Genomic DNA, 24,375 nt, shown 5'->3' with positions numbered 1-24,375 from the left:
TCCCGCCTCGCAAGAACGCTGGGCTATGGAAAAAGGGACACCCAAGAAATAACGCTGTGCTGGTGATGCGCAAGGAAGGGCTGGCGCACTGGAAGAAGATGTCGGGATATCACCGGCGCTCGCTGGCAGAGACGGCGATGTATCGGTTCAAGCAGTTGCTGGCGGGGAAAATCAGTCTGCGTAACTACAACGGCCAAGTGGGAGAAGTCATGGCGTATGTAAGCGCTATAAACAAGCTAAATACCCTTGGTCTGCCTGTCAGAAAGCCCCGAGTGTAGCGGTCACCTGGGGCTGGGGACGTTGTGACCTGATGGCTGATTTGGGCAACAACGCCGATATAGACCTCAATCCCAAATTAGGGGCCGACTGGATGTTCAGAGCACAGCAAAAGCGGGTTGTCACACCGGGGCAGAATACAAAGCATTACCTGGCAGGCGTTCTCCATGCAGGCAACGGAAGAGTGCTTTACGTCAGTGGGATAAAGAAAAACTCATCCCTGTTTATCGCCATGCTGGAAAAGCTGCGTCGCCACTACCGACGAGCAAAAACCATCACCCTGATCCTCGATAACTACATCATTCACAAAAGCCAACAGACCGAGCGATGGTGGAAGAAGAACCCCAAGTTCTGCTTGGTGTTCCAGCCAGTTTACAGTCCTTGGGTTAATCACATCGAACGGCTGTGGCACAAGTTACATGAAACCATCACGCGCAATCATCAATGCAGAGGGATGGCCAACCTGCTGGCTCGAGTGAAACACTTCATGGATACCGTGTCTCCTTTCCCCGGGAATGGCTATGGCACAGCGAAGGTGTAGCACTATTAGGATCAGTTATTTAGTCCAGCTAGCTGCCGGATTTGAGCGTACAGATCCAGAGCGGCGAGTTAATCGAACTCAGCAACATAGCTTGGTTATTCAGCCGTTGTGCGCTAAGAAACAGTCCATCGTGGCTGTCTGACATCTCGCGCATAAAATAGTCAAAAATCACATCCGGTGACTGATCAATGGATGAGGCGCTGGATTCCCATTTATTTATACGGTAATGGCGCTCGGTGGCGGAAACGCGGTTAGTGCTGTAGGTAAACTTGACGTAGCGCTGTAGATATAGCCAACCTGCGGCTGAGTCGGTATAGCCCTCAACCACCATAGAGCCTTTTCCCTGCCTGTCGAAGTTAAAGTGGATATTGCCATTGACGTTCTCTTTATCCATGTTTTCAAACCGCATAATACCTTTGGTCGTGCAGCTCATGACACCGTCATTTTCTTTGGGTAGCTGATACACTGCATAGACCGCTGCAGCGATGAGCATTATGCAGGACAAGAGAAAGAAGGTACGCGGCGTTAGTCTCATCACGGCTTCCAAGAGTAGTAGAAGTAGTTATCACAATAGCTAAATGGGTTATCTTCATGCATGGCGCAGTGGGCCAGAAACACGCGTCCCAAGCCATTGGTTTCCAACCTGTCACCGTAAAAAAACAAAAAACGTTCGCCGGGTTTGCAGGTAATGCCTAACCGCTCCCGCACGTCATCGAAGTGTTTGCGGTACACGTCGGCACTGACCGAGCGCAACATCTCATCACTGGCCAGCAGCTCACACTGATTATGAGAAATGCGGGTTAAAGCGATGGGGCTAGGTTCGCGGGAGTTAAATAGGCCTAAAGCTATCAACATCAGTGAAAAAACGAGCAGGCAACCACCTGCGACATACCAACATATCCCTCGAGAATGTGGACTGAGGGGTACACTCCACTCTTCTTGACCGAGTGCCAGATCGGGCGTTGCAGTAACGGGTTGGTGTACTGGTGTGTCAGTGGGCTGATGAGATATATCATCAATTGGCTCGATGATAACGTCGGGATTTAGCTGCAAATAACCACGTGATACCGTGACGATAATATTGTCGATATCGTAGTGGCGAAATGCCTTGCGCAATATACTCAGGTATTGGTTCAGATTGCTGTTCGATGAGGTTAATCCATTGTCATCCCAGACTTTTTTAAGTACCTCTTCTCGGCTGACGATCTCAGTATTTCGCAAGAAAAAATAAAACAGCGCGTTGGCTGTGATGGACAGCTGACTATCTGGCTCAGTACTTTCCCGCTGAGTCAGAGAACCATCCGTAGCATCATAAATGAAACGGGCATTGATGTTGTAGCGCATCTCGGCCTCAGTACATGGGCTTCACGTTGGAAGCGTTATTTTATACAGTGTTTCCACCAGCGCCTGACGGTGCTCGGTGCTCATGCTCCGCCCTTCGGTCAACTCGGATAGCCAAATGCCGTCCGCTGCATAGCGTACCAGCGTGCCGATATAGCTATTATCCAGTTCATCGCCCTTCTCCAGATGTTTCTGCATCCAGTCACGCCAGCATTTTCTTAGTACTGGTTCATCCGGCATTGCTAGCGATAGCACCATCAGCTGGCGACTCTCTTGGGTATCAGTTAATTCAGGGGCGGAAAGATAGTGAAAATAAGCCCGAGTAAAACGGCCATGGGTGATCTTATCTGCGGCCATTAATGCTGAGATGGCGTCTTCCATGATTGCCAACAGGCGAGCAAAGAGGGCAAATATTAGTGCCTGCTTGTTGGGAAAATGGTGTAGCAAGCCACCTTTGCTTACCCCGGCTTCTTTGGCTACGGCATTCAACGATAGAGCCGCGATACCGTCCCGACCAGCAATCGTGGCTGCCGCTTCCAGCAGTAGTTCGTGCAAACGGACTGGGTCCTTTTTGCGGTGTGATTTTTCCATGTTCATGACTAAATCATACCGACCAGACGGTATGATAGTTTTTGATCGCTATCAACTGAGAGGACGTGTACGGAGGCGGGATGTCATTATTGTGTTGTGGGTCACAATTACCCATTCAAGTCATAATGGTATCAGGCTATCCACTTTTACATTTTGGAGCGAACAAGGGGTTTGGAGTTATTGTCAAATATGGTGTATGAGGTCAGATGGCATTTCTGTCTGACTCATCCAGCACCTGGGTAGCAGAATATATCGCTACTTATAGATTGATTGGGTTGGATGTCTCAAAATGCCAACGTAAGGTATTGACATCGCGGTTCAGGCGTGCAGCGGTGAAGGGGCCGCGCTTTTACCCAGTTTGCTGGTCAGGAGGAGGAGTTTTGGCTCTGTGGCCGTTGCAAAGGCTGTGAGGTGGGAGATGACGCTATCATTTCTGGCTCGGGATCGAACTCCTCCAGCAGCATCGGTACCTCTTCATCTATATCCTCAAACTGGCCGTTACGCAGCAGCTCGCGAGCGGCTTGCTCCATCTGGTCAATAAGCCATGCCAGCCTCTTGGACGCGTTGTGCCGCCTCCTGTGCCTGCCTGACCGCCTCGGCCAGGTTGGTCTCTTCCCACAACGTCAAATCCACGTAGTAGACCGGTGCGAGGTATGATTAGACCACTACAACGGTGAGGAAAAACTTAAAAGAAAGGGAGCGGCCCATCAAGGCCGCTCCCTTCTTATTCAACTGGCAAATTGCCAGCTGTAAATTGAGCCCACGCCTCCATTATCGGAATCGGACGTTGCTGATCCTGCAACTATTAACGCAAATCGTCATTTGACTGGTTTGTGCCAGCGCTAACCCTCGTGTTTCCGGTGCGAAAACGATGGATACGAGCAGGCCAATCAGTGAAATTCCCGCCCCCATCAGCATCACATTGCTGATCCCGTATTTAGTGATGAACACCGGCAGTGCCCAAGTTGAAACAATGGTACCGATGCGGCTTAACGACATAATCACTCCAACGGCAGACGCACGAATGTCGGTAGGGAACAGTTCATTAGGGTATAGCCACTGCAGATTCCCTGGACCACCTGAGAAAAACGCGTACACGGCAAAGGCCAGCACCACCAGCCACGCGCCCATATTAGGGATTAGTCCCAGTACGACCAGCGCCAACGTCATCATAATGAAGCTGCCAATCAATAGCGGTCGACGGCCCACGCTATTCAGCCAGAACATGGGAGGAATACACCCTAGCATAAAGCACAAGCTGATCACCACGTTGCCAAGCGCGGCATTTTTCCCTGCACTAAGCCCCAGCAGCCCAACAATCTGCGGACCAAAGGTGTAAATGGCAAACATAGGAATCACCTGACAGGTCCAGATGACGGCGACAAACAGCACGAGCGGGAAATTGCGGCGATTAAACAGCTGGAGAAAACGTGTCTCCTGCGGCGCTTCTTCGTCGAATACAACAGGTTCGCCGAACAGCTTGATCATCATCGCCTCGCACTCTTTCACCCGACCTTTACGCAGCAACCAGCGCGGCGATTCAGGAAGATCGAAGCGCCCAATCAGGATCAAAATGCAGGGGATCACCGCGCTGCCCAACATCCAGCGCCATCCGCCCTCAACATCATACAACCAGTAACCAACCAGATTGGCACAAGTGGCGCCGACATACCACATGGCGGCGATAAAACCGATGGAGAAAGCGCGCTGGCGGGTATTGGAAAACTCGGTAATCATCGAAGTGGCGATCGGGTAATCGGCGCCAATCACAATACCGATCAAGACTCGCATCACCAACAGTTCAACAGGTGAGGAGACAAACATTGTTACCGCCGATATCACACCAATGGCGATAATATCGATGATGAACATTTTGCGCCGTCCGACCTTATCGGAAATGTAGCCAAACAGTGACGTCCCCACAAACAGGCCGGCGAGCGTACCGGCTCCCAGCAGACCAATCCACTCCGCATCAAGTTTTAATGCTGGCGTGAGCTGTTCCAGTGCAGCGCCAATCATCACCAGCACATAACCATCTAGAAACGGCCCACCGCTTCCCCACAGCATTATCCGGCGGTGAATAGAGGTAAATTTGATGTCATCAAAGTTCCTGGGCGACTGCATGGCCATTTCCTGTTTTATTTAACTTAATGCCTGAGGGCGCTACGCTTATCAGGCCTACATACTGTGCTATCAGGCACCAATTTTATCCGTAGCGGAACTCCACGCCAAACGTCCCACGCGGGTATTCCCATTTTTCCAGCACAGTATCGAGTCCGATAATTCGGCACGTTCCGCACTCAAGGCATCCGGCGTAATCAAAACGTACGCTGCCATCATCCTGCTTTTTATACAGCCCAGCTGGACAGGCCTTAATCAGTACCTCCAGCGCCTGTTTATCAGGATCGGTTTTGAGAATAATATGCGGGCAGTCTTCATCCACATTGAACTTATTGACGCCCAGTTTGACGTCCACATTGACGGGAGATGTCATAATACAGTCACTCCTTTCAGGCCATCTTTCATCAGGTTGATGAAGCCCACTTTCTTCGCATGGCGCAGGATTTTTTTGCGCATTGGCACTGGAGCGGAACCATCCACGGTGAACAGGTCGCGCGCTATACTGACTGCCATTTCGGGATAGGCGGTAAACATGCGTGGGTTATCAAGAAAAGCAGGTAGCTTCTGATACATGCGCATATCGCGCATCGGACCGTCGTCCAGATGCTGACGGTATTCACCCAGCGACTGCTTGCTAAAGTCGTCGCGCTTCATCGCGGAAAGCACCGTTTTCGCCGCAGCTTCGCCTGCGGATATGGCGAGATCCATACCACGGATGGTAAAGCCGAGGTTCATACACATTCCGGCCGCGTCACCGGCAATCAGTACGCCGTTACCAACCAGTTCTGGCTGCATGTTGATACCAGCTTCCGGTACGACGTGTGCGGCATATTCTACCAGCTTGCCACCGGCGATCAGCGGGGCAACCGCCGGATGCTGTTTGAAATCTTCCAGCATTTGCGGGATCGACTTTTTAGCGTCCTTCAGATGATGAAGACCGCAGACCAGCCCCAGAGAAAGGGTTGTTTCATTCGTATAGAGAAAGCCTCCGCCCATCAAACCATCTGTTGGCGAACCGGCAAACAAACAGGCTGCCCCTTCGTTCCCCTGTAACTGGAAACGATCTTCAATCACCGATTTCGGCAATTCGATCAGCTCTTTCACGCCGACGGCAACATGCGATGCTTCGATGCGCTTTGCCATGCCCAGCTTTTCAGCCAACAGAGAATTCACCCCGTCAGCGAGGATCACCACTTTGGCTTCCAGAATATCGCCATCGGCTTCCACGCCCACGACTTTGCCATCGCGCTGCACAACGTTATCCACGCGAATACCGGTGATGAGCTGAGCACCCGCCTCTTCCGCCTGCTCCATTAGCCAGGCGTCAAATTTACTGCGTAAGACGGAATAAGAAACCTGCGACGATGCTGTGTCTTCACCATTGCAATAGTCGATGGTCATCGCCCCTTTATCGGTCATAAAGGCGAGTTTTTCGTGGGTGATCATGCGTTCAATGGGGGCCTGCTTAGCAAAACCGGGAATGAGGCGCTCCAGGCTATGCGCATACATGCGCCCACCGGTGACATTCTTCGCGCCAGCAGAATTGCCTCGCTCGATAACCAGCACCTGTGCACCTTCCCGAGCCAGTACCAGTGCCGCAATCGAACCAGCCAGACCTGCACCCACGATGATGGCATCAAAGATATCTTCGGACATACGTACTCCTGTCAGCGGCAGGATACCTTCGCATCCTGCCGGAATGGTTTAACGCGCTAAGGCAGCTGTCAGCGCTGGCAGGATCTTCAGTGCATCGCCAACGATGCCAAAATCCGCATACTGGAAGATCGGAGCATTTTTATCTTTGTTGATGGCGAAAATTGTCTGCGCGCCATTGGCTCCGACCATATGTTGGATCTGCCCGGAGATCCCCACGGCCAGATACAGTTCAGGCTTGAGCATAAGATTGGAGATACCGACGTAGCGTTCGTGCTCCATCCACTTCTCGTTCTCCGCCACCGGACGGGAACAGGCCAGCTCGGCGCCAATCGTCTGGCACAGCGCTTCGGCCAGCGAGATATTTTCTTTGCTACCGATACCACGGCCCACGCTGACCACCAGACGTGCTTTGTCGAGGTCGACGCTATTGCTCTGGCGCGCCTGAGTGGCCGTACGGGTCACGGCAACGGCCGAAGCCTGCCACGGCACGGTATGCATCTCGCCGCTGCGGGCGGTATCCGGTTGTTGCGCGTCAAATGTCCCGTTGCTGAGCGTGATCACGGCAAACGGCGAAGCGATTGTTTCTGCCCCCATCGCTAGGCCGCCGTAGACCATATGTTTGACCGCCGCTTTTCCGTCCTGCACTGCTACGAAGTTGGCGTCGTTTGAGATTGCAGCCGACAAGCGAAAGCCCAACTTTGCAGCAAACAGCTTGCCCCGACGCGTATTCGGCAGCAACACCGCGCCACCCTCGCTGTGCTGACGAATGGTCTCGGCCATCACATCGGCGTAGTCTTCGACCATACGATCATCTGGTTTACCGCTGAGCAACCAGACATGATCTGCCCCCAGATGAGATGCCGCCGCGCTGTCCGCTTCGCTCAGCACAAACGTGTTAACTTTTTCACCTAAAGCCTGCGCACCATTCATCAGTTCCGGCAGACGAGAAGGGGTATCGCTGAATACCCAGATACTGGAAAATTTGTTCATAACATCCCCTGATAATTAAATGATTTTGCGAAGATTCTCGACAAATGCAGCAATCTGCTCATCACCGTCACCTTCAATCACAACGCGCTGACGCTCGCGCTGCTTCGGTGCTGCAACCTGTTGTTCGGAATACGCCTGCGTGCTGTTCAGCCCAATGTCTGCAGGTGACCAGACCTGAACCGGTTTTTTCGCTGCGCCAAGAATGGCTTTCATGGAAGGGATTTGTGGGGTGTTGATATCGGTGGAGACCGCGATCACCGCCGGAAGCGGGATGCTCAGGGTTTCGACTTCATCTTCCAGTTCACGTTCTACCGTCAGAGTGCTGTCGGTAAGAGAGAGGATCTTACTCACGCCGTTAATCGCCGGAACGTTAAGCGCTTCGCCCACTAGCAGACCAACCTGCTGAGCATAAAGATCGGAAGAGCCGTCACCACAGATAAGCAGATCGAAACCTGATTTTTGCGCGGCGGCAGCCAGTGCTGCTGCAGTCTGTTGCGGCAACGCCTGCTCAAATTGATCGTCGATAACAACAATCAGTGCATCAGGGCCACGGGAGAGTACATCTTTGCGTCCTTTTGCATTAGTCAGCGCTTTGCCGCCAACACTCATGGCGACAACCTGAGCCTCTCCTGACAGCTGCTTTAACTGACAAGCAGTCTCGATCGCATTCAGATCGTACTGGCTGATTTTTCCATCCGCTTTGCTGAAATCTAGGGAACCATCAGCCTTATTAATCGTAATATCCTGTTCATCAGGCACGCATTTGTAGCAAGTAATTATCTTCATTGCATCTCCAGAAGTCATGAAGGAAACATATTTATGTCGGCTGTGTTAAATGCAGATAACACGCACTTTAATTAGTAAATAAAACAATAATCACCAATGTTGAAAATGTCACACATAGATATCCTTAACTTTCAATAATGTTACGCATGTCACCAATACTGAAATAAGTATGTCAAAAAAGGAATTTTTCAATATTGTTGAGCCAGCAAGCAATATTGAACGTCAGTCACCACTGGTAGTGATGTGTTTTGTTGTAAATCGTTGATATTAAATGATATTTACATTTTTATAACTAAGGTGGTTAGCGTTGATAAGTGTGACTTAGATAACAGAATAATCGGAAGTGAATACCCATTATTAGTTACTAATTGAGGAGCTTCTAGAAGTTGAGCTTTATCAACAAATCACTAACAAAATAACATCTGCGCACTACGTGATAAATAGATTTCATTTTTACACTGGAATTCACTTATGAAAAATGAAAAGAGAAAATCAGGAATTGAACCGAAGGTTTTTTTTCCTCCATTAATAATTGTAGGAATCCTCTGCTGGTTAACAGTAAGAGATCTTGATGCCGCTAACGTGGTTATTAATGCTGTATTCAGCTATGTCACCAATGTCTGGGGTTGGGCATTTGAATGGTATATGGTCGTCATGCTCTTCGGCTGGTTCTGGCTGGTCTTTGGCCCGTATTCGAAAAAGAAATTAGGCGACGAAAAACCAGAGTTTAGTACCGCCAGCTGGATTTTTATGATGTTCGCTTCCTGTACATCCGCTGCGGTGTTGTTCTGGGGGTCCATCGAGATCTACTACTACATCTCCACTCCGCCGTTTGCTCTTGCCCCTAACTCAACGGGAGCGAAAGAGCTGGGTCTGGCATACAGCTTGTTTCACTGGGGGCCGTTGCCGTGGGCAACCTATAGCTTCCTTTCTGTGGCCTTCGCCTACTTCTTCTTTGTTCGCAAGATGGAGGTCATCCGTCCCAGTTCCACGTTGGTGCCGTTAGTAGGCGAAAGGCATGCGAAAGGATTGTTCGGCACGATCGTCGATAACTTCTATCTGGTGGCGCTGATCTTCGCGATGGGCACCAGCCTCGGCCTAGCTACCCCGTTGGTAACCGAGTGCATGCAGTATCTGTTCGGTATTCCGCACACGCTGCAACTCGACGCTATGATCATTACCTGCTGGATCATTTTGAATGCCATTTGCGTGGCCTGCGGCCTGCAAAAAGGGGTCAAGATCGCCAGCGATGTACGTAGCTACCTGAGCTTCCTGATGCTCGGCTGGGTGTTTATCGTCAGCGGCGCCAGCTTCATCATGAACTACTTCACCGACTCTGTCGGGATGCTGCTCATGTATCTGCCACGTATGCTGTTCTATACCGATGCCATCGGCAAAGGCGGCTTCCCGCAGGGCTGGACCGTCTTCTACTGGGCGTGGTGGGTTATTTACGCCATCCAGATGAGCATCTTTCTAGCCCGTATTTCTCGTGGTCGTACCGTACGTGAACTGTGCTTCGGTATGGTGTTGGGCCTGACCGCTTCTACCTGGATCCTGTGGACAGTCCTTGGCAGCAACACGTTACTGCTGATGGATAAAAACATCCTCAACATCCCGCTGTTGATTGAACAACATGGGGTGGCGCGCGCCATTATCGAAACTTGGGCCGCCTTGCCGCTCAGTACCGCCACCATGTGGGGCTTCTTTATCCTCTGCTTTATTGCCACCTTAACGCTGATTAACGCCTGCTCTTACACCCTGGCGATGTCCACCTGTCGAGAAGTTCGCGATGGTGAAGAACCGCCGTTATTGGTACGTATCGGCTGGTCCGTTCTGGTCGGCATCATTGGTATCGTTTTGCTGGCGCTGGGCGGGCTGAAGCCCATTCAGACCGCGATTATCGCCGGAGGATGTCCGCTGTTCTTCGTCAACATCATGGTGACGCTGTCCTTTATTAAAGACGCCAAAGTGCACTGGAAAGACAAGTAATTCTAATTAACCCAATTGACCAAGAGGCTGAAAGATGGATTTCAACTTAAATGACGAGCAGGAACTGTTTGTCGCCGGTATTCGTGAACTGATGGCCAGTGAGAACTGGGAAGCTTATTTTGCCGAGTGCGATCGCGACAGCGTCTACCCTGAACGTTTTGTTAAAGCGCTGGCGGATATGGGCATCGATAGCCTGTTGATCCCGGAAGAACATGGTGGACTGGAAGCGGGTTTTGTCACTGTGGCAGCCGTCTGGATGGAACTCGGACGCCTGGGCGCGCCAACCTATGTGCTGTACCAGTTACCAGGCGGTTTTAACACGTTCCTGCGTGAAGGGACTCAGGAGCAAATCGATAAAATCATGGCGTTCCAGGGAACCGGTAAACAGATGTGGAACTCTGCAATCACCGAACCGGGAGCGGGATCGGATGTTGGCAGTTTGAAAACCACTTATACACGCAAAAATGGTAAAGTTTATCTTAATGGCAGTAAGTGCTTTATCACCAGTAGCGCCTATACCCCGTACATCGTGGTCATGGCGAGAGATGGTGCATCACCGGATAAACCTGTTTACACCGAGTGGTTCGTTGACATGAGCAAGGCGGGTATCAAGGTCAACAAGCTGGAGAAACTCGGTCTGCGCATGGATAGCTGCTGTGAAATCACCTTTGATGACGTTGAACTGGACGAGAAAGACATGTTCGGTCGAGAAGGCAATGGTTTCAACCGCGTGAAAGAAGAGTTTGACCATGAACGCTTCCTTGTCGCGCTAACCAACTACGGTACGGCAATGTGCGCTTTTGAAGACGCCGCGCGCTACGCCAATCAGCGCGTACAGTTTGGCGAAACTATCGGCCGTTTCCAGCTGATTCAGGAGAAGTTTGCGCATATGGCAATCAAACTGAACTCCATGAAAAACATGCTGCTGGAAGCTGCATGGAAAGCAGATAAGGGCACCATTACCTCGGGCGACGCGGCAATGTGCAAATACTTCTGTGCCAACGCCGCGTTTGAAGTGGTCGATACCGCCATGCAGGTGCTGGGCGGAGTAGGTATCGCGGGTAACCATCGCATCACGCGCTTCTGGCGTGACCTGCGCGTTGATCGTGTTTCCGGTGGCTCTGACGAAATGCAGATCCTGACGTTGGGTCGTGCGGTACTCAAGCAATACCGCTAAGTGGGATGCCGGATAACGCTTCGCTTATCCGGCCTACAACTAACTGCCAGGAGCTAAATTATGGACCATTTACCAATGCCTGCGTTTGGGCCACTTGCCGGGGTTCGGGTTGTCTTTTCAGGGATCGAAATCGCGGGTCCATTCGCCGGACAGATGTTCGCCGAATGGGGCGCTGAGGTTATCTGGATTGAAAACGTCGCATGGGCCGATACCATCCGCGTGCAACCTAACTATCCGCAGCTCTCACGCCGTAATCTGCACGCCCTGTCGCTGAATATTTTCAAAGATGAAGGTCGGGAAGCGTTTCTGAAGCTAATGGAAACCACCGATATTTTCATTGAAGCCAGTAAAGGCCCGGCTTTTGCCCGCCGAGGCATCACCGATGAAGTGCTATGGGAACATAATCCGAAACTGGTTATCGCTCACCTTTCCGGCTTCGGCCAGTTTGGTACCGAGGAGTACACCAATCTTCCGGCGTATAACACCATCGCGCAGGCGTTCAGCGGCTATCTGATCCAAAACGGCGACGTTGATCAGCCAATGCCCGCCTTTCCGTACACCGCCGATTACTTCTCCGGAATGACCGCGACGACGGCGGCGCTGGCAGCCCTGCACAAAGTACGTGAAACGGGTAAAGGTGAAAGCATTGATATCGCCATGTACGAAGTGATGCTGCGCATGGGGCAGTACTTCATGATGGACTACTTCAACGGCGGCGAAATTTGCCCACGCATGACCAAAGGCAAAGACCCGTATTACGCTGGCTGCGGTCTGTATAAATGCGCCGATGGCTATATCGTCATGGAGCTGGTCGGCATCACGCAAATCAACGAATGCTTCAAGGATATTGGCCTCGCCCACATTCTTGGCACACCGGAAGTCCCGGAAGGCACGCAGCTTATCCATCGCGTTGAATGTCCATACGGTCCGTTAGTCGAAGAGAAACTGGACGCCTGGCTGGCAGCACACACCATCGCCGAAGTCCAGGCGCGCTTTGCTGAGCTGAATATCGCCTGCGCGAAGGTGCTGACCATTCCGGAACTGGAAGGCAACCCGCAGTACGTTGCCCGTGAATCCATTACTCAGTGGAAAACGATGGACGGTCGAACCTGCAAAGGGCCGAACATCATGCCGAAATTTAAAAACAACCCGGGGAAAATCTGGCGTGGCATGCCGTCACACGGCATGGATACCGCCGCCATTCTGAAAAACATTGGTTATAGCGAAGCAGACATAAATGAGCTGGTCGGCAAAGGCCTGGCCAGAGTTGAGGAATAAACGCGATGCGCTGATCGGCTTTGCTGGTTGGCGCTCACGCCCGATTTAAGCGGATAAGATAAAATGGATATCGTTGGCGGACAAAACTTACGTCAGATGTGGGACCACCTGGCCGGGGTGTACGGAGATAAAACGGCGCTTATTTTCGAATCCTGCGAAGGAAACGTTCGACAGTTTAGCTATGCCTCACTTAATGAAGAGATTAACCGCACGGCAAATCTTTTCCATTTATTGGGCATACGCAAAGGCGATAAGGTTGCATTGCATCTGGATAACTGCCCGGAATTCATTTTTTGCTGGTTTGGGCTGGCAAAAATTGGCGCTGTGATGGTACCGATTAACGCCCGCTTACTGGGGGAAGAAAGCGCATGGATCCTGCAAAACAGTCAGGTCAGCTTGCTGGTCACCAGCGCCCAGTTTTATCCTATGTACCGCCAGATAAAACAGGAAAATACCACACCGCTTAATCACATCTGTCTGATTGGCGAGCAGCTTCCAACTGAAAACGATGTAAGCCACTTTACCCAACTGCAAGCGCGCCAGCCGGCTACGCTGTGCTATACGCCAGCGCTATCCACTGACGACACGGCGGAAATTCTCTTTACTTCAGGCACTACCTCGCGTCCCAAAGGGGTGGTAATTACCCACTATAACCTGCGTTTTGCCGGCTACTACTCCTCCTGGCAAATAGCTCTGCGTGATGACGACGTATACCTGACGGTAATGCCCGCCTTCCACATCGACTGCCAGTGTACGGCGGCCATGGCGGCTTTCTCCGCAGGCAGTACCTTTGTGCTGATAGAAAAGTACAGCGCCCGGGCCTTCTGGGATCAGGTGCGCAAATATCAGGCGACGGTGACGGAATGCATTCCGATGATGATCCGCACGCTGATGGTGCAACCCGCAAGCCCAACGGACAAACAGCACAATCTGCGCGAAGTGATGTTCTATCTCAATTTATCAGTGCAGGAAAAAGATGATTTTATCGCACGCTTTAACGTCAGGCTTTTGACCTCCTACGGCATGACGGAAACCATTGTGGGCATTATTGGCGACCGCCCCGGTGACAAGCGTCGTTGGCCTTCCATTGGCCGCGTGGGCTTTAGCTATGAAGCCGAAATCCGTGACGATCATAATCAGGCGTTACCTGCCGGAGAGATTGGCGAAATCTGCATTAAGGGCGTACCGGGTAAAACGATATTTAAAGAGTACTACGCACAGCCGCAAGCCACCGCCAAAGCGCTGGAACCTGAGGGTTGGTTACATACCGGTGATTCCGGTTACCAAGATGAAGAAGGTTTTTTCTATTTCGTCGACCGCCGCTGCAACATGATTAAACGCGGTGGGGAAAATGTTTCCTGCATCGAACTGGAAAATATTATCTCTGCGCACCCTAAAGTTCAGGATATTGTCATTGTCGGTATTAAAGACACTATCCGCGATGAAGCAATTAAAGCATTCATCGTCCTGAATGAAGGTGAAACATTAAGCGAAACGGAATTCTTCAGTTTCTGCGAATGCAATATGGCAAAATTTAAGGTTCCCTCTTTTATGGAGATAAGAGCCGACCTGCCGCGTAATTGTTCAGGAAAAATAATCAAAAAACATCTGAAATAAACCCACTTGCAGGAATGCCTCCTGCCGGTAAACCTATTTTTTGGAGATGGACCATGAGTGAATCATTACATCTGACCCGCAACGGCCCGATTCTTGAAATTACATTAGATCGCCCAAAAGCGAATGCCATTGACGCTAAAACCAGTTTTGCCATGGGCGAGGCTTTTCTTAATTTCCGTGACGATCCGGAATTGCGCGTAGCTATCATCACCGGCGGCGGTGAAAAATTCTTTTCCGCAGGCTGGGACTTAAAAGCGGCGGCAGAAGGTGAAGCGCCGGATGCCGACTTTGGTCCCGGCGGCTTTGCCGGTTTAACCGAGATTTTCGACCTCGACAAGCCGGTCATTGCGGCAGTAAACGGCTATGCGTTTGGTGGCGGTTTTGAGCTGGCGCTGGCGGCGGATTTTATCGTCTGCGCTGAAAATGCCAGCTTCGCGCTGCCGGAAGCAAAACTTGGGATCGTGCCTGACAGCGGCGGCGTATTGCGACTGCCTAAACTGCTGCCACCGGCTATCGTCAACGAAATGGTGATGACCGGCAGACGAATGAGTGCCGAAGAAGCGCTGCGTTGGGGCATCGTCAACCGTGTTGTCAGCCAGAGTGTACTGATGGATAGTGCGCGCGAATTGGCGGAGCAACTGGTGAATAGTGCCCCGCTGGCGATCGCCGCGCTGAAAGAGATTTACCGTACAACCAGCGAAATGCCGGTGGAAGAAGGCTACCGTTACATCCGCAGCGGTGTGCTGAAGCACTATCCGTCGGTGCTGCATTCGGAAGATGCGCTCGAAGGACCGCAAGCATTTGCGGAGAAACGCGATCCGGTATGGAAAGGTCGCTAATGTGCCTATGCCGGATAAGGTGTTTACGCCGCTATCCGGCAAAAAAACGAGCCACAACCATGAGCTATTACGCCTTTGAAGGCCTGATCCCGGTGGTACATCCGGATGCCTATGTCCATCCCAGCGCCGTGCTGATTGGCGATGTCATTGTGGGGGCTGGTGTTTATATTGGTCCGCACGCGTCATTGCGCGGTGACTATGGTCGCCTGATCCTGGAAGCGGGTTCTAATCTGCAGGATGGTTGTATCATGCACGGCTACTGCGACACCGACACCATCGTACACGAAAATGGACACATCGGGCATGGCGCAATCCTGCACGGTTGCGTGGTTGGCAGGGATGCACTGATTGGCATGAATAGCGTCATTATGGACGGTGCAGTGATTGGCGAAGAGAGCATTGTCGCCGCCATGAGCTTTGTCAAAGCTGGATTTCAGGGAGAGGCAAGGCAGTTGCTGGTTGGCTCACCGGCTCGCGTACTGCGCGAAGTCACGGACCAGGAACTGCACTGGAAACGGCTAAACACCAAAGAGTATCAGGACCTTGCAATCCGCTGCCGGACAGGTCTACACGAAACGCTGCCCTTAACGCAGGTCGAAGAAAATCGGCCGCGTCTGAAAGGCACGACGGATGTAAAGCCAAAATCAGCACAGTGATTTATGCCGGATGGCGCTTACGCTTATCCGGCAAATCAACGTTATCGTCGCATGCTCTTGGAGAGCATCATCTGCCATTTCTGCTCACGGTTTAGCTCTGTTGGGGGGACGGCAGATAGTCGTGGCGTTTTCGCCACATTTACTTTTTTTTCTTGAGAATTATGATTCAAGCGGCTGTATAGATGAGAATCAATACTCACGACTTTTACCAGCCGCTGGCACTGACAGCCCCGGCCTGCAATCTGATTGGGGATCATCTTAACCTCACAAACAATTTCTCCCACTTCTGACAGAATATAGGAGAGTGTATTAATCGCTTTGCAGTGCTCCATATCAAAATGACGGGAAATCTCCTTTGCCGTGATCCAACGTTCCTCAGTCATCATCCAATCGGCAATTAACAAATAAAGCGGTTTTTCGACATATCTTTCATACATAAGCACACCATTTCACAAGTTAAAGATCTGGCTACGGCCTGTCCAAATAAATAAAAACTAAGCGATATAAATTTTTTGAATATAAAGAATAATATGCAATTCTAAAGTTGATTAGTGTGAGCAATATCGTGTTTATTACATTGAATATGTGGTTACGACACGGCATTTGGACAAGAATGGCTCATAGTTGCCTCTCCCGGCTACGGATGCCATGCATCCATTAATGCCCGCAGTTGTAAAGGCGATATAGATAGCAAGCGGTAAAAACCACTGTAGATGACAAGGTTGTCAGCATGAAAGTATAAAAACAGCAAAGCGGCTGATACCGCTTTGCTGTTTTAGTTTTACGTGTGTGTCGCTCAGAAGTCGGCCATCATCGCTTTATAGTGACGATCATCTTCATACATCTGCTGGAACACGCTGTACTTGGCATCGTAATAACGCTTGATCTTGGTAGCCTGCGGCGTAACGGTCTTGCCTATACGGCTCATTCCATTCATAGCGTCAGGGATATCGGTATAAAAGCCTGCCGCAACAGCCCCCAACATGGCTGAGCCCAACAAGACAGCCTCACTTTCTTCAGGTAGCAACATGGCACAGCCAGTCGCATTGGCGTGCTCTTGGATGAATACCGGGTTCTTGGTGCCACCACCGCAACCCATGATTGTATCGATCTCGTACCCAGCGGCATTTTTGACTTCAATGATGTGTCGTGTACCTAAGGCAATGGCTTGAATGGTGGCCAGATATTGCAGTGCCATATCCTCGAGAGTCCGGTTCATGGTTAACCCCGTCATGGATCCCGTCAGATGCGGGTTAGCTCGGGGTGAGCGGTTTCCATGGAAGTAGGGCAAGACATGGCGGTCCTTGGTCAGGAAGGCAATGTCCTCCTTGTTGCCAGCAAGACTAAGCAGTTGGTCATTCAACAGTTCATAGATAGTTAGGCCAGCGGCTTCGGCTTGTGTGAGGGCCTGTTCATGATAGGGATGGGCGGTAATCATGTGGTCGATGAGTGCACCGGTAGCAGACTGACCGCCCTCATTGAGCCAATAACCAGGGATCATTGCACTGTAATAGGCACCCCAAATACCGTCGATAAAACGTGCCGTTTTAGATACTGCCATGTGGCAAGAAGAGGTGCCCCCGATCAATGCCAGACGTTTATTAAAGTCAGCAGCCTCCCCAGTCATTCCAGCCGCCCCCAAAACGCCGATACCGCCAGCATGAGCATCAATGATGGAGGTGCCAACCCGGGTACCGATCACTAGCCCCAACTCTTGGGCAGCCTGTCGTGTCAGGCCGTTACCCACGGGCTGTCCCATAGGAAGAATGTCAGAGCCAATGGAACGGGCGTCATGTTGTAGCAAATCCGCTAGGCCGATAGATTCAAAGAATCCTTTATCCCATTTTCCTTCATGCCCTCTGTAGGTCCATTTGCATACTGTTGAGCATAAGGATCGACTATTATCGCCAGTGGCCTTCCAAGTGAGAAAATCGGGCAGATCGAAGAAATAGCCAGCCTTTGACCAAGTGGATGACATATTTTCTTTCAGCCACAACAACTTTGGTGTTTGCATTTCGGGGGAGATGGTATTCCCGACGAAGGCAAGTACTGAGTGCTTACCGGCGTTGATACGGTCAGCTTGAGCGATGGCACGATGATCCATCCACATAATGATGTTCTGTTCGCGACGACCAGTAGGACTTACTGTCAGTGGATGGCCCTGCTGGTCCAGGACTACCAGGGAGCAAGTGGCATCGAAACCAACTCCTTTAACCTGAATAGGTTCAATGTTAGCTTGGGAGACTGCGTCACGCACTGCCATACAGACACATTGCCAAATATCATCGGACGACTGTTCAACGAAATTAGCCTTGGGTTTGAAGATCTGAATATTGCGTTTAGCCTCACCCACCTTACGGCCATAAATATCAAATACCCCAGCCCGAGCACTGCCGCTGCCGACGTCCACACCGATAAAAAAACTGCTCATAATTGGTTCCTATGCTTTGTACTTTTGCAGGGCGATGAAAAGAATGAGGATGCCCCCCCACAGTGCCATGGTCAGATAACTGGACACACCAAGCAGGTTGAGACCACTCTCGAGTGTCTGTAATACAGCCAAGGCCAGGCAGATACCGATAATGCGACCAAATCCCCCATCTGGATTGATCCCCCCCAGTACGGAGGCAAGGATGGCGACTAGCAGGTATGATTCGCCATAGCCTGCTTTGGCAGAGTTAAACTTGGCCATCATGATCAGGGCTGCTACCCAGCACAGGATCGAAGAGACCATATAGACATACATCAGGGATTTTTGGGTATTGATGCCGGAAAAGCGGCTGGCTTTTTCATTGGAGCCGATCAGATAAATCGCCCTGCCCAGAGGGGTGTGTTCCAGCATTGCCCACAGTCCTAAGGCAAACAGGCCAAACAACACCAGTGGCATGGGAACCCCGAGCACATTTCCATTGCCCAGTGCCAACAAAGCATCAGGGAATCCGGAGATCACGCTGCCTCCGGAGATCAGCACATTCAGGCCGTTGATAAAGGTCATCATGCCCAGAGTGGCAAGGATAGGAGAGACGCCCACATAGGCAATCAGGAAACCATTGGCCAGTCCTACTACAACCGCGGTAGCAAAACCTGCAGCCAGTGCGGTTATCAGTACTAAATAGCTGTCTGGGCTTTGGGTGATTACGCTGGCCATCACTAATGCGCAAGCATTCGTGGTTGCGATAATTGAGAGGTTGATCCCGCCGGTCAGCATACACACCATCATAGCCAGTGCCAGTATGCCCAGCAGTGGCATTTGGGATGACATGGACTGTAGATTTGCCAAGGAAAAAAAGGCACTACCTGAACTAACAGCCATCAGAACCAGAATGGCAACCATGATCACCAGTAAGTAGCGGATGTTTCTGTCAGTCGGCAGTTTTAAGGTATTAATTAGCGTGTCCATCAAGCCTCCTGCTTCGCTTGCTGTTTTTCGTTCAGTGCAGTAATGCTGATACTCAAAAGGATGATCAGACCTGTGACCACCGTATGCCAGTAGGAAGGTACACCCAAGAGCGTTAACCCATTCTTGAGGATCGCCAGCAATGCCACGCCCAGGATAACGCCGAGCAAGGTGCCTTTTCCGCCAGTCATGCTGGCCCCACCCAATACCACTGCGGCCAATACAGTTAACTCAAACCCCATTAGCGAGTTGGGTGCTACTGACTGCGTAATTTGGGTCTGTACCACAGCAGCAATGCCAGCCAAGGCGCCCATATAGCCATAGACAAACAAATTAAGACCGAACAGATTGATGCCAACGCGACCAGCCGCATCACTATTGCCGCCCATCGCATAGATCTGGCGACCAATTCGGGTTTTATTCATAAGCAAAGAGGTCAATGCGACGGAAGCGAGCAGCACCATGATTGGGAGGTTAAGTCCATAATCATAGCCATCACTACCGCTAAAACTAAGCACTTCAGCCCCTTCCATAAACCAGTCAGGAAAACCATAGAGCCATTCGCCATTACTGAAGTATATCAGCAAGCCAAAATAGACATTTAGCATTGCTATAGTGATGATAATAGCGGGGACCTTGAGCCGATAAACTAAGGTCGCGTTAAGGATGCCCAGCGCTATCCCAACTGCTGCTGCGATAGCAAAGGCTATAACGAAATTTCCGCCATTGGCGAGGATATAGCTGGCCATCACATACTGGGAAATAGCTGCAGTTGCAGGGAAAGAAATATCAATTCCTCCTGCGATCAAAACAACAAACAATCCACAAGCCATGATGCAAAGAATGGCAGAGCTGACCGTCATATCAAAAATATTACCCAGAGTCATAAAATCTGTTGTCGTGGCACTCAGGCCAACAATCAACACAATGATCAGCAGTGCCAGATAAAACTCGTGGTGCTTGATATAATTTTTAATATTAAGCATTAACCGCCTCCATAATTTCTGATTCGGTACAACAGGAGGGTTTAAACTCATGAGTAAAACAACCTTCTTTCATCACAATAACTCTGTGGCTGTTGTAATAAACCTCGGGGATTTCATCGCTGACCATTAGTATTGCCATGCCTTGAGCAGCCAGATCTTTGGCAATTTGATAGATACTCTCCTTATTGGCAATATCGACACCGACTGTCGGTGAATCCAAGATCAGTGTCTGAGGCTCTGCAGCAATCCACTTCGCAATAGCGATACGTTGTGCATTGCCGCCAGAAAGACTGGTAACAGGCAGTGCGGGATCTGCGACTTTAATCGACAGAGAGGTGATGAGTCTACTGACCAAGGATTGGGCTTTACCATGGTCTAATAAACCGTTGTTTGATAGCTTGGATAGAACGGTTGCAGTGGTATTGTCGGCGATGCTTTGGGCCATCACCAGTCCTGTAGACATACGATCTTCGGACACATAGCCGATCCCCTTGGCAATTGCATCCCGGTTGTTGTTGAAACAAACTGGCTCTCCGTTGACGGCAATAGTTCCACTATCAGGACGAGTCATGCCAAATAGCGATAGACACAGTTCGCTACGCCCCGAGCCTAAAAGGCCGGTAATAGAGACGATTTCCCCTGCGCGCAACGTGAGATCGATATTGTGATACTGCCCTTTTTTCGACAGTTGGTTTGTTGATAGACGGATATCACTGTCATCTGCTTTGGCAGTGAAGTCACCTATAGGCGTGAACTCGAAGCGTTGGCCAGTCATCAGAAAAGCCAATTCATCGCTATTCACCTCATCAGCGCTGAAGGTCCCCACAGTTTCGCCATCACGGATAACTGTAATTCGATCAGAGATCTCCATTACCTCATCAAGCTTGTGGCTTACAAAAACGACGGTAATCCCTCTGGATTTGAGATCCACCACAACCTTTATAAGATTGTTCACTTCGCTACGGGTCAGTGAGGCTGTAGGTTCATCCATGATCACAAGTTTTGCATCAGCAGCCATGGCACGACAGATGGCGACCAACTGGCACTGTGCGATAGAGAGTTGTTCCACCCGTTTATCCAGTGGCAGGTCAACCCCCACTATTTTCATAGCACGTTTGGCAATCTCCTTTAGCCGAACTGTACTGACAAACCCCTTGTACCACGGTATGTGGTCCTGCATGGCGATGTTCTCAAATACAGTAAGGTTCGGGAAAAGAGATAGATCTTGATAAATAACCTGAACCCCATGTTCGAGCGACTCTTGGGGAGTTAGACGACTGTATGACTTACCCTCGATAATTATACTGGCGCCTTTTTCTGGAGCGTGAACGCCAGAGATAACCTTGAATAGAGTGCTCTTGCCACAGCCATTTTTTCCTGCCAAACAGTGTACTTCGCCACGATTGAAGCTGATATTTACATTGCTCAGAGCTTTTACAGAACCAAAATGTTTTGAGACGTTTTTGAGGGTAATGAATTCGTTGGACATAAATATCCTGCCAAGTAACCAGATGTGCGGCCACAGGCCTCTAAAAATGGTGAGTCAGTTGTAGAGTTATGCTGACTCACCATAAGGGATAGTGGACTTAGAATCCCAAGCTGCTTGCGTTAGTTTTATCTACTTCCAAGATCTTGTTAAATTTTATGACTTTAGTCTCGGCGTTTACTTCAGCCTTGCCCAGATTCTGGATTTCTAGCCCACCTTTAATTTCTTTACCATCTAGCATCATTTTTGCAACGGAAACTAATGCATAACCAGCATCTGCAGGATCCCATAAGAAACCTTTATCAATTTCCCCACGGATCAGATAAGGAGCCGCTTGGCTTGGCATCAAGATACCTACCGCGCTTATCTTATCTTTGGCGCGTTTCTTTTTGAGCGCCTCACCGGCACCGATCAGCCCTAAAGAACCGTAAGAAACAATCCCCTTCATATCTGGGTGAGCTTTCATTAAGTCATTAGTCGTGGCATAAGAAGCATCCACACTTTCGGCGACAGGCATACGGCTAGTCACCTCATGCATCTCAGGATAAACCTGTTTCTGGTACGCAATGGCGAGGTCTGCCCAGTTGTTATGCAGTGGTACAGTCAAGGAGCCGACATACACTACATAGCCTCCTTTGTTACCCATATGCTTGGCCAGTTCATCCATTGTTGCCTTGGCATATACGGTGTTGTCCAAGGTCTCGATGTCCCAGTCGGCGTTGTGCTTATCAGGAGACTCGTGAGTTAATACCACAATCCCTTTTTCTCGAGCTTTCTTAAATACAGGTTCTAATACTGTAACGTCGTTAGGGACAACCGTGATTGCATCAACACCTTTGGCAATTAAATCTTCTATTATTTTTACCTGCTGAGCAGGATCTGGCGTTGAAGGTCCTACTTGACGGGCATTCACCCCTAAGTCACTAGCCGCCAGTTCAATCCCTTTGTTCATCTGGTTGAACCATGGGATCCCGGATACCTTCACTACGTTAACGATCTCGTACTCTTTGGCCATCACGCCGGCAGATAGCATTGCCAGAGAGAGTGCACCGACTTTGAAAATGGAATGTTTCACCTTGGCTCACCTTTTTGGACGTAGGGGGAGAGTGCTGGTATTCATCCTACCTAGCTGTGCCAATATAAAATTTGCAATATACGAAGTCCCTTCATCGCTCAAAAACTGTGAACTACGCACGAAAACGTTTATTTATGTAACTGATGTTGTTAATTTTACGTTTCTATTGAAGGATGTGGTAAATCAACCACTAAAATTACGCTAAAGCCAAGTGGTTGAGATACAGATAAAGCACACTTTCTTAACATGTGTTTTTTGTCACTAACCAGAATCAGTAATTTGCAGTGAGTTCAATAGCTGTCAAATGTTCAAAATTGAACATCTATCACATATAAAGCATATTTCTCAGAGGTGTTAAGTTATTATTTTTTATTTGTCACCTATAAAGCAGTGGCTTGGGGGATATATTTAGTCGATATTGTTCTTATATAACGTAATTAAATGACGGGTTTAGTGTCGCGTCAGTCTGCTCAACGTGGTTTGCAGGGTGCTGGACAAGCACATCAAAACGGCGTTGTTGCCCAAATCAGCTATTAAGCCACAACTTCCCCAGCCCCAGGTGATAGCTACACTTGGGGCTTTCTAACCGGCAGACCAAGGGCATTCAGCTTGTTCATAGCACACACGTAGGCCATGATCTCTCCCACTTGTCCGTTGTAGTTACGTAGACTGATTTTTCCCGTCATCAATTGTTTGAACCTATACATCGCCGTCTCGGCCAATGAGCGCCGATGATACCCGGACTGCTGCTTCCAGTGAGTCAGTCCCTCCTTGCGCATCACCAGAACAGCTTCATTGCGTGGATGCCCATTTTCCCATAAACCGGCATTCTTGCGCGGCGGAATACAGGCCTTGGCTCCTGTGCGCTTTATCAGTTCATGGCAGGCCTTGGTGTCATATGCGCCATCGGCATACACGGTCCCAAGTGCTCGGCGTAGCGGATTGAACAGGGTCGGCAACACCTCGGCATCATGAACATTTTCCAACGAGGCCTCGGCTGCCACGATGTCGTGGGTCGCCGGGTCCACCGCCAGATGCAATTTGCGCCAGACCCGGCGCTTGTCATAGCCATGCTTTCTGACCTTCCATTCGCCCTCGCCAAACACTTTCAAGCCGGTGGAATCGATAACCAAATCGGTAACCTTGCCCTTGGGTGGCTGGCGGTATGCCACCTTCACCGTACTGGCGCGCTTGCTGACACAGCTGTAGTCGGGGGCACACAACGGCACATTCATCAGCTCGAATAGTGAGTCGAGCAGGCCCTGTGTCGCCCGCAGGGAGAGGTTGAAAATGCCCTTGAGCATGAGAAAGGTACAGATGGTCTGGTCGGTGTAGAGGGAGCTTCGTCCCCGTCGGCCATGATGTTTTTGATGGAACCAGTTATGAACGACATTCTCATCAACCCAGAACGTTAGCGAGCCGCGTTTGACCAGGGAACGGTTGTACTGTGACCAGTTGGATATGGCGTGAATCGACTTGCCCATGATGCTGATTTGAAGAGGGATTTGGTGATCAGATCACCGTCTTCACCATAAGTTCAATTCAGGTCACTCTGATTTGGGAAACAACGCCC

General features: G+C 50.3%; 23 protein-coding genes and 1 pseudogene. 8 read left to right on the top strand and 16 right to left on the bottom strand.

All coding sequences use genetic code 11. The annotated features are described in order from the left end of the window. A partial coding sequence (locus tag CF137_RS03920; RefSeq protein WP_331463394.1) for a transposase occupies positions 1–278 on the top strand: 278 nt, incomplete at its 5' end. A 47-nt stretch (positions 279–325) separates the two neighbouring features. Continuing rightward, positions 326–817 (top strand): annotated as a pseudogene (locus CF137_RS03915) (IS630 family transposase); the annotation flags it as partial. Between the two features lie 28 nt (positions 818–845). Here CF137_RS03915 and CF137_RS03910 read toward each other — a convergent pair. The 9 genes from CF137_RS03910 to CF137_RS03870 form a co-directional block, all read right to left on the bottom strand. Next, positions 846–1,352, bottom strand: a complete 507-nt coding sequence (locus CF137_RS03910) for a FidL-like protein (RefSeq protein WP_139718085.1) — start codon at positions 1,350–1,352, stop codon at positions 846–848. Next, positions 1,352–2,161: a winged helix-turn-helix domain-containing protein gene (locus CF137_RS03905; RefSeq protein ID WP_139718083.1), complete on the bottom strand. Its 810-nt coding sequence runs from the start codon at positions 2,159–2,161 to the stop codon at positions 1,352–1,354. Before CF137_RS03905 ends, CF137_RS03910 begins: the two co-directional genes overlap by 1 nt. Before the next feature lie 21 nt (positions 2,162–2,182). Next, on the bottom strand, positions 2,183–2,755 hold the full coding sequence (locus CF137_RS03900) for a TetR/AcrR family transcriptional regulator (RefSeq protein WP_101323833.1): 573 nt from the start codon (positions 2,753–2,755) through the stop codon (positions 2,183–2,185). A 359-nt stretch (positions 2,756–3,114) separates the two neighbouring features. Continuing rightward, entirely contained in the window at positions 3,115–3,279 is a 165-nt protein-coding gene (locus CF137_RS22245) for a hypothetical protein (RefSeq protein ID WP_240038505.1), read from the bottom strand. Between the two features lie 241 nt (positions 3,280–3,520). Further along, positions 3,521–4,873 (bottom strand): MFS transporter, encoded by a 1,353-nt coding sequence (locus tag CF137_RS03890; RefSeq protein ID WP_139718081.1) that lies wholly within the window; start codon positions 4,871–4,873, stop codon positions 3,521–3,523. A gap of 82 nt (positions 4,874–4,955) precedes the next feature. Then, positions 4,956–5,243 carry a ferredoxin-like protein FixX gene (gene fixX / locus CF137_RS03885; protein ID WP_139718079.1) on the bottom strand — a complete coding sequence of 96 codons (288 nt, stop codon included), beginning with the start codon at positions 5,241–5,243 and terminating at the stop codon, positions 4,956–4,958. After that, on the bottom strand, positions 5,240–6,526 hold the full coding sequence (locus CF137_RS03880) for an FAD-dependent oxidoreductase (protein ID WP_139718077.1): 1,287 nt from the start codon (positions 6,524–6,526) through the stop codon (positions 5,240–5,242). The genes fixX and CF137_RS03880 overlap by 4 nt, the downstream gene beginning before the upstream one ends. A gap of 48 nt (positions 6,527–6,574) precedes the next feature. Further along, positions 6,575–7,516 carry an electron transfer flavoprotein subunit alpha/FixB family protein gene (locus tag CF137_RS03875; RefSeq protein WP_139718075.1) on the bottom strand — a complete coding sequence of 314 codons (942 nt, stop codon included), beginning with the start codon at positions 7,514–7,516 and terminating at the stop codon, positions 6,575–6,577. Positions 7,517–7,531: 15 nt separating this feature from the next. Then, the gene (locus CF137_RS03870) at positions 7,532–8,302 is read right to left on the bottom strand and encodes an electron transfer flavoprotein FixA (protein ID WP_139718073.1); all 771 of its coding nucleotides are present in this window, start codon (positions 8,300–8,302) and stop codon (positions 7,532–7,534) included. Positions 8,303–8,773: 471 nt separating this feature from the next. Here CF137_RS03870 and caiT point away from each other — a divergent pair, with 471 nt between their 5' ends. The 6 genes from caiT to caiE all read left to right on the top strand — a co-directional run bounded on the left by caiT (position 8,774) and on the right by caiE (position 15,858). After that, positions 8,774–10,291 (top strand): L-carnitine/gamma-butyrobetaine antiporter, encoded by a 1,518-nt coding sequence (gene caiT / locus CF137_RS03865; RefSeq protein WP_139718071.1) that lies wholly within the window; start codon positions 8,774–8,776, stop codon positions 10,289–10,291. 34 nt (positions 10,292–10,325) lie between these two features. Then, the gene (gene caiA / locus CF137_RS03860; RefSeq protein ID WP_139718069.1) at positions 10,326–11,468 is read left to right on the top strand and encodes a crotonobetainyl-CoA dehydrogenase; all 1,143 of its coding nucleotides are present in this window, start codon (positions 10,326–10,328) and stop codon (positions 11,466–11,468) included. 60 nt (positions 11,469–11,528) lie between these two features. Further along, entirely contained in the window at positions 11,529–12,746 is a 1,218-nt protein-coding gene (caiB, locus tag CF137_RS03855) for an L-carnitine CoA-transferase (RefSeq protein WP_139718067.1), read from the top strand. A 63-nt stretch (positions 12,747–12,809) separates the two neighbouring features. Then, a complete protein-coding gene (gene caiC, locus CF137_RS03850) occupies positions 12,810–14,363 on the top strand; it encodes a crotonobetaine/carnitine-CoA ligase (protein ID WP_139718065.1) in 1,554 nt (517 codons plus the stop codon). Positions 14,364–14,416: 53 nt separating this feature from the next. After that, positions 14,417–15,202 (top strand): crotonobetainyl-CoA hydratase, encoded by a 786-nt coding sequence (gene caiD, locus CF137_RS03845; protein ID WP_139718063.1) that lies wholly within the window; start codon positions 14,417–14,419, stop codon positions 15,200–15,202. Between the two features lie 59 nt (positions 15,203–15,261). After that, positions 15,262–15,858, top strand: coding sequence for a carnitine operon protein CaiE (caiE, locus tag CF137_RS03840; protein WP_139718061.1), 597 nt, complete (start codon positions 15,262–15,264; stop codon positions 15,856–15,858). A 41-nt stretch (positions 15,859–15,899) separates the two neighbouring features. On the opposite strand, the gene caiF is transcribed toward caiE, so the two are convergent. The 7 genes from caiF to CF137_RS03805 form a co-directional block, all read right to left on the bottom strand. Beyond that, on the bottom strand, positions 15,900–16,295 hold the full coding sequence (gene caiF / locus CF137_RS03835; protein ID WP_139718059.1) for a carnitine metabolism transcriptional regulator CaiF: 396 nt from the start codon (positions 16,293–16,295) through the stop codon (positions 15,900–15,902). Between the two features lie 359 nt (positions 16,296–16,654). Further along, positions 16,655–18,289, bottom strand: coding sequence for an FGGY-family carbohydrate kinase (locus CF137_RS03830; RefSeq protein WP_139718057.1), 1,635 nt, complete (start codon positions 18,287–18,289; stop codon positions 16,655–16,657). Positions 18,290–18,298: 9 nt separating this feature from the next. Continuing rightward, on the bottom strand, positions 18,299–19,258 hold the full coding sequence (locus CF137_RS03825) for an ABC transporter permease (RefSeq protein WP_139437192.1): 960 nt from the start codon (positions 19,256–19,258) through the stop codon (positions 18,299–18,301). Beyond that, positions 19,258–20,241 carry an ABC transporter permease gene (locus tag CF137_RS03820; RefSeq protein WP_139718055.1) on the bottom strand — a complete coding sequence of 328 codons (984 nt, stop codon included), beginning with the start codon at positions 20,239–20,241 and terminating at the stop codon, positions 19,258–19,260. Before CF137_RS03820 ends, CF137_RS03825 begins: the two co-directional genes overlap by 1 nt. Beyond that, positions 20,234–21,730 (bottom strand): sugar ABC transporter ATP-binding protein, encoded by a 1,497-nt coding sequence (locus tag CF137_RS03815; protein WP_139718054.1) that lies wholly within the window; start codon positions 21,728–21,730, stop codon positions 20,234–20,236. Before CF137_RS03815 ends, CF137_RS03820 begins: the two co-directional genes overlap by 8 nt. A gap of 97 nt (positions 21,731–21,827) precedes the next feature. Then, positions 21,828–22,802 carry an autoinducer 2 ABC transporter substrate-binding protein gene (locus tag CF137_RS03810; RefSeq protein ID WP_201996504.1) on the bottom strand — a complete coding sequence of 325 codons (975 nt, stop codon included), beginning with the start codon at positions 22,800–22,802 and terminating at the stop codon, positions 21,828–21,830. A 566-nt stretch (positions 22,803–23,368) separates the two neighbouring features. After that, positions 23,369–24,286: an IS5-like element ISAs15 family transposase gene (locus CF137_RS03805; RefSeq protein ID WP_139718052.1), complete on the bottom strand. Its 918-nt coding sequence runs from the start codon at positions 24,284–24,286 to the stop codon at positions 23,369–23,371. Positions 24,287–24,375 lie beyond the last annotated feature (89 nt).

Source organism: Aeromonas sobria (assembly GCF_006243315.1).
GTDB classification, from domain to species: Bacteria; Pseudomonadota; Gammaproteobacteria; order Enterobacterales; family Aeromonadaceae; genus Aeromonas; species Aeromonas sobria_A.
This window is presented reverse-complemented; position numbering and strand designations above follow the sequence as displayed.

Excerpts from the sequence above, each read along its gene's own strand:
- CF137_RS03910 (WP_139718085.1), bottom strand. The coding sequence starts at position 1,352 with ATGAGACTAACGCCGCGTACCTTCTTTCTCTTGTCCTGCATAATGCTC.
- CF137_RS03905 (WP_139718083.1), bottom strand. The coding sequence starts at position 2,161 with ATGCGCTACAACATCAATGCCCGTTTCATTTATGATGCTACGGATGGT.
- CF137_RS03900 (WP_101323833.1), bottom strand. The coding sequence starts at position 2,755 with ATGAACATGGAAAAATCACACCGCAAAAAGGACCCAGTCCGTTTGCAC.
- CF137_RS22245 (WP_240038505.1), bottom strand. The coding sequence starts at position 3,279 with ATGGAGCAAGCCGCTCGCGAGCTGCTGCGTAACGGCCAGTTTGAGGAT.
- CF137_RS03890 (WP_139718081.1), bottom strand. The coding sequence starts at position 4,873 with ATGCAGTCGCCCAGGAACTTTGATGACATCAAATTTACCTCTATTCAC.
- fixX (WP_139718079.1), bottom strand. The coding sequence starts at position 5,243 with ATGACATCTCCCGTCAATGTGGACGTCAAACTGGGCGTCAATAAGTTC.
- CF137_RS03880 (WP_139718077.1), bottom strand. The coding sequence starts at position 6,526 with ATGTCCGAAGATATCTTTGATGCCATCATCGTGGGTGCAGGTCTGGCT.
- CF137_RS03875 (WP_139718075.1), bottom strand. The coding sequence starts at position 7,516 with ATGAACAAATTTTCCAGTATCTGGGTATTCAGCGATACCCCTTCTCGT.
- CF137_RS03870 (WP_139718073.1), bottom strand. The coding sequence starts at position 8,302 with ATGAAGATAATTACTTGCTACAAATGCGTGCCTGATGAACAGGATATT.
- caiT (WP_139718071.1), top strand. The coding sequence starts at position 8,774 with ATGAAAAATGAAAAGAGAAAATCAGGAATTGAACCGAAGGTTTTTTTT.
- caiA (WP_139718069.1), top strand. The coding sequence starts at position 10,326 with ATGGATTTCAACTTAAATGACGAGCAGGAACTGTTTGTCGCCGGTATT.
- caiB (WP_139718067.1), top strand. The coding sequence starts at position 11,529 with ATGGACCATTTACCAATGCCTGCGTTTGGGCCACTTGCCGGGGTTCGG.
- caiC (WP_139718065.1), top strand. The coding sequence starts at position 12,810 with ATGGATATCGTTGGCGGACAAAACTTACGTCAGATGTGGGACCACCTG.
- caiD (WP_139718063.1), top strand. The coding sequence starts at position 14,417 with ATGAGTGAATCATTACATCTGACCCGCAACGGCCCGATTCTTGAAATT.
- caiE (WP_139718061.1), top strand. The coding sequence starts at position 15,262 with ATGAGCTATTACGCCTTTGAAGGCCTGATCCCGGTGGTACATCCGGAT.
- caiF (WP_139718059.1), bottom strand. The coding sequence starts at position 16,295 with ATGTATGAAAGATATGTCGAAAAACCGCTTTATTTGTTAATTGCCGAT.
- CF137_RS03830 (WP_139718057.1), bottom strand. The coding sequence starts at position 18,289 with ATGAGCAGTTTTTTTATCGGTGTGGACGTCGGCAGCGGCAGTGCTCGG.
- CF137_RS03825 (WP_139437192.1), bottom strand. The coding sequence starts at position 19,258 with ATGGACACGCTAATTAATACCTTAAAACTGCCGACTGACAGAAACATC.
- CF137_RS03820 (WP_139718055.1), bottom strand. The coding sequence starts at position 20,241 with ATGCTTAATATTAAAAATTATATCAAGCACCACGAGTTTTATCTGGCA.
- CF137_RS03815 (WP_139718054.1), bottom strand. The coding sequence starts at position 21,730 with ATGTCCAACGAATTCATTACCCTCAAAAACGTCTCAAAACATTTTGGT.
- CF137_RS03805 (WP_139718052.1), bottom strand. The coding sequence starts at position 24,286 with ATGGGCAAGTCGATTCACGCCATATCCAACTGGTCACAGTACAACCGT.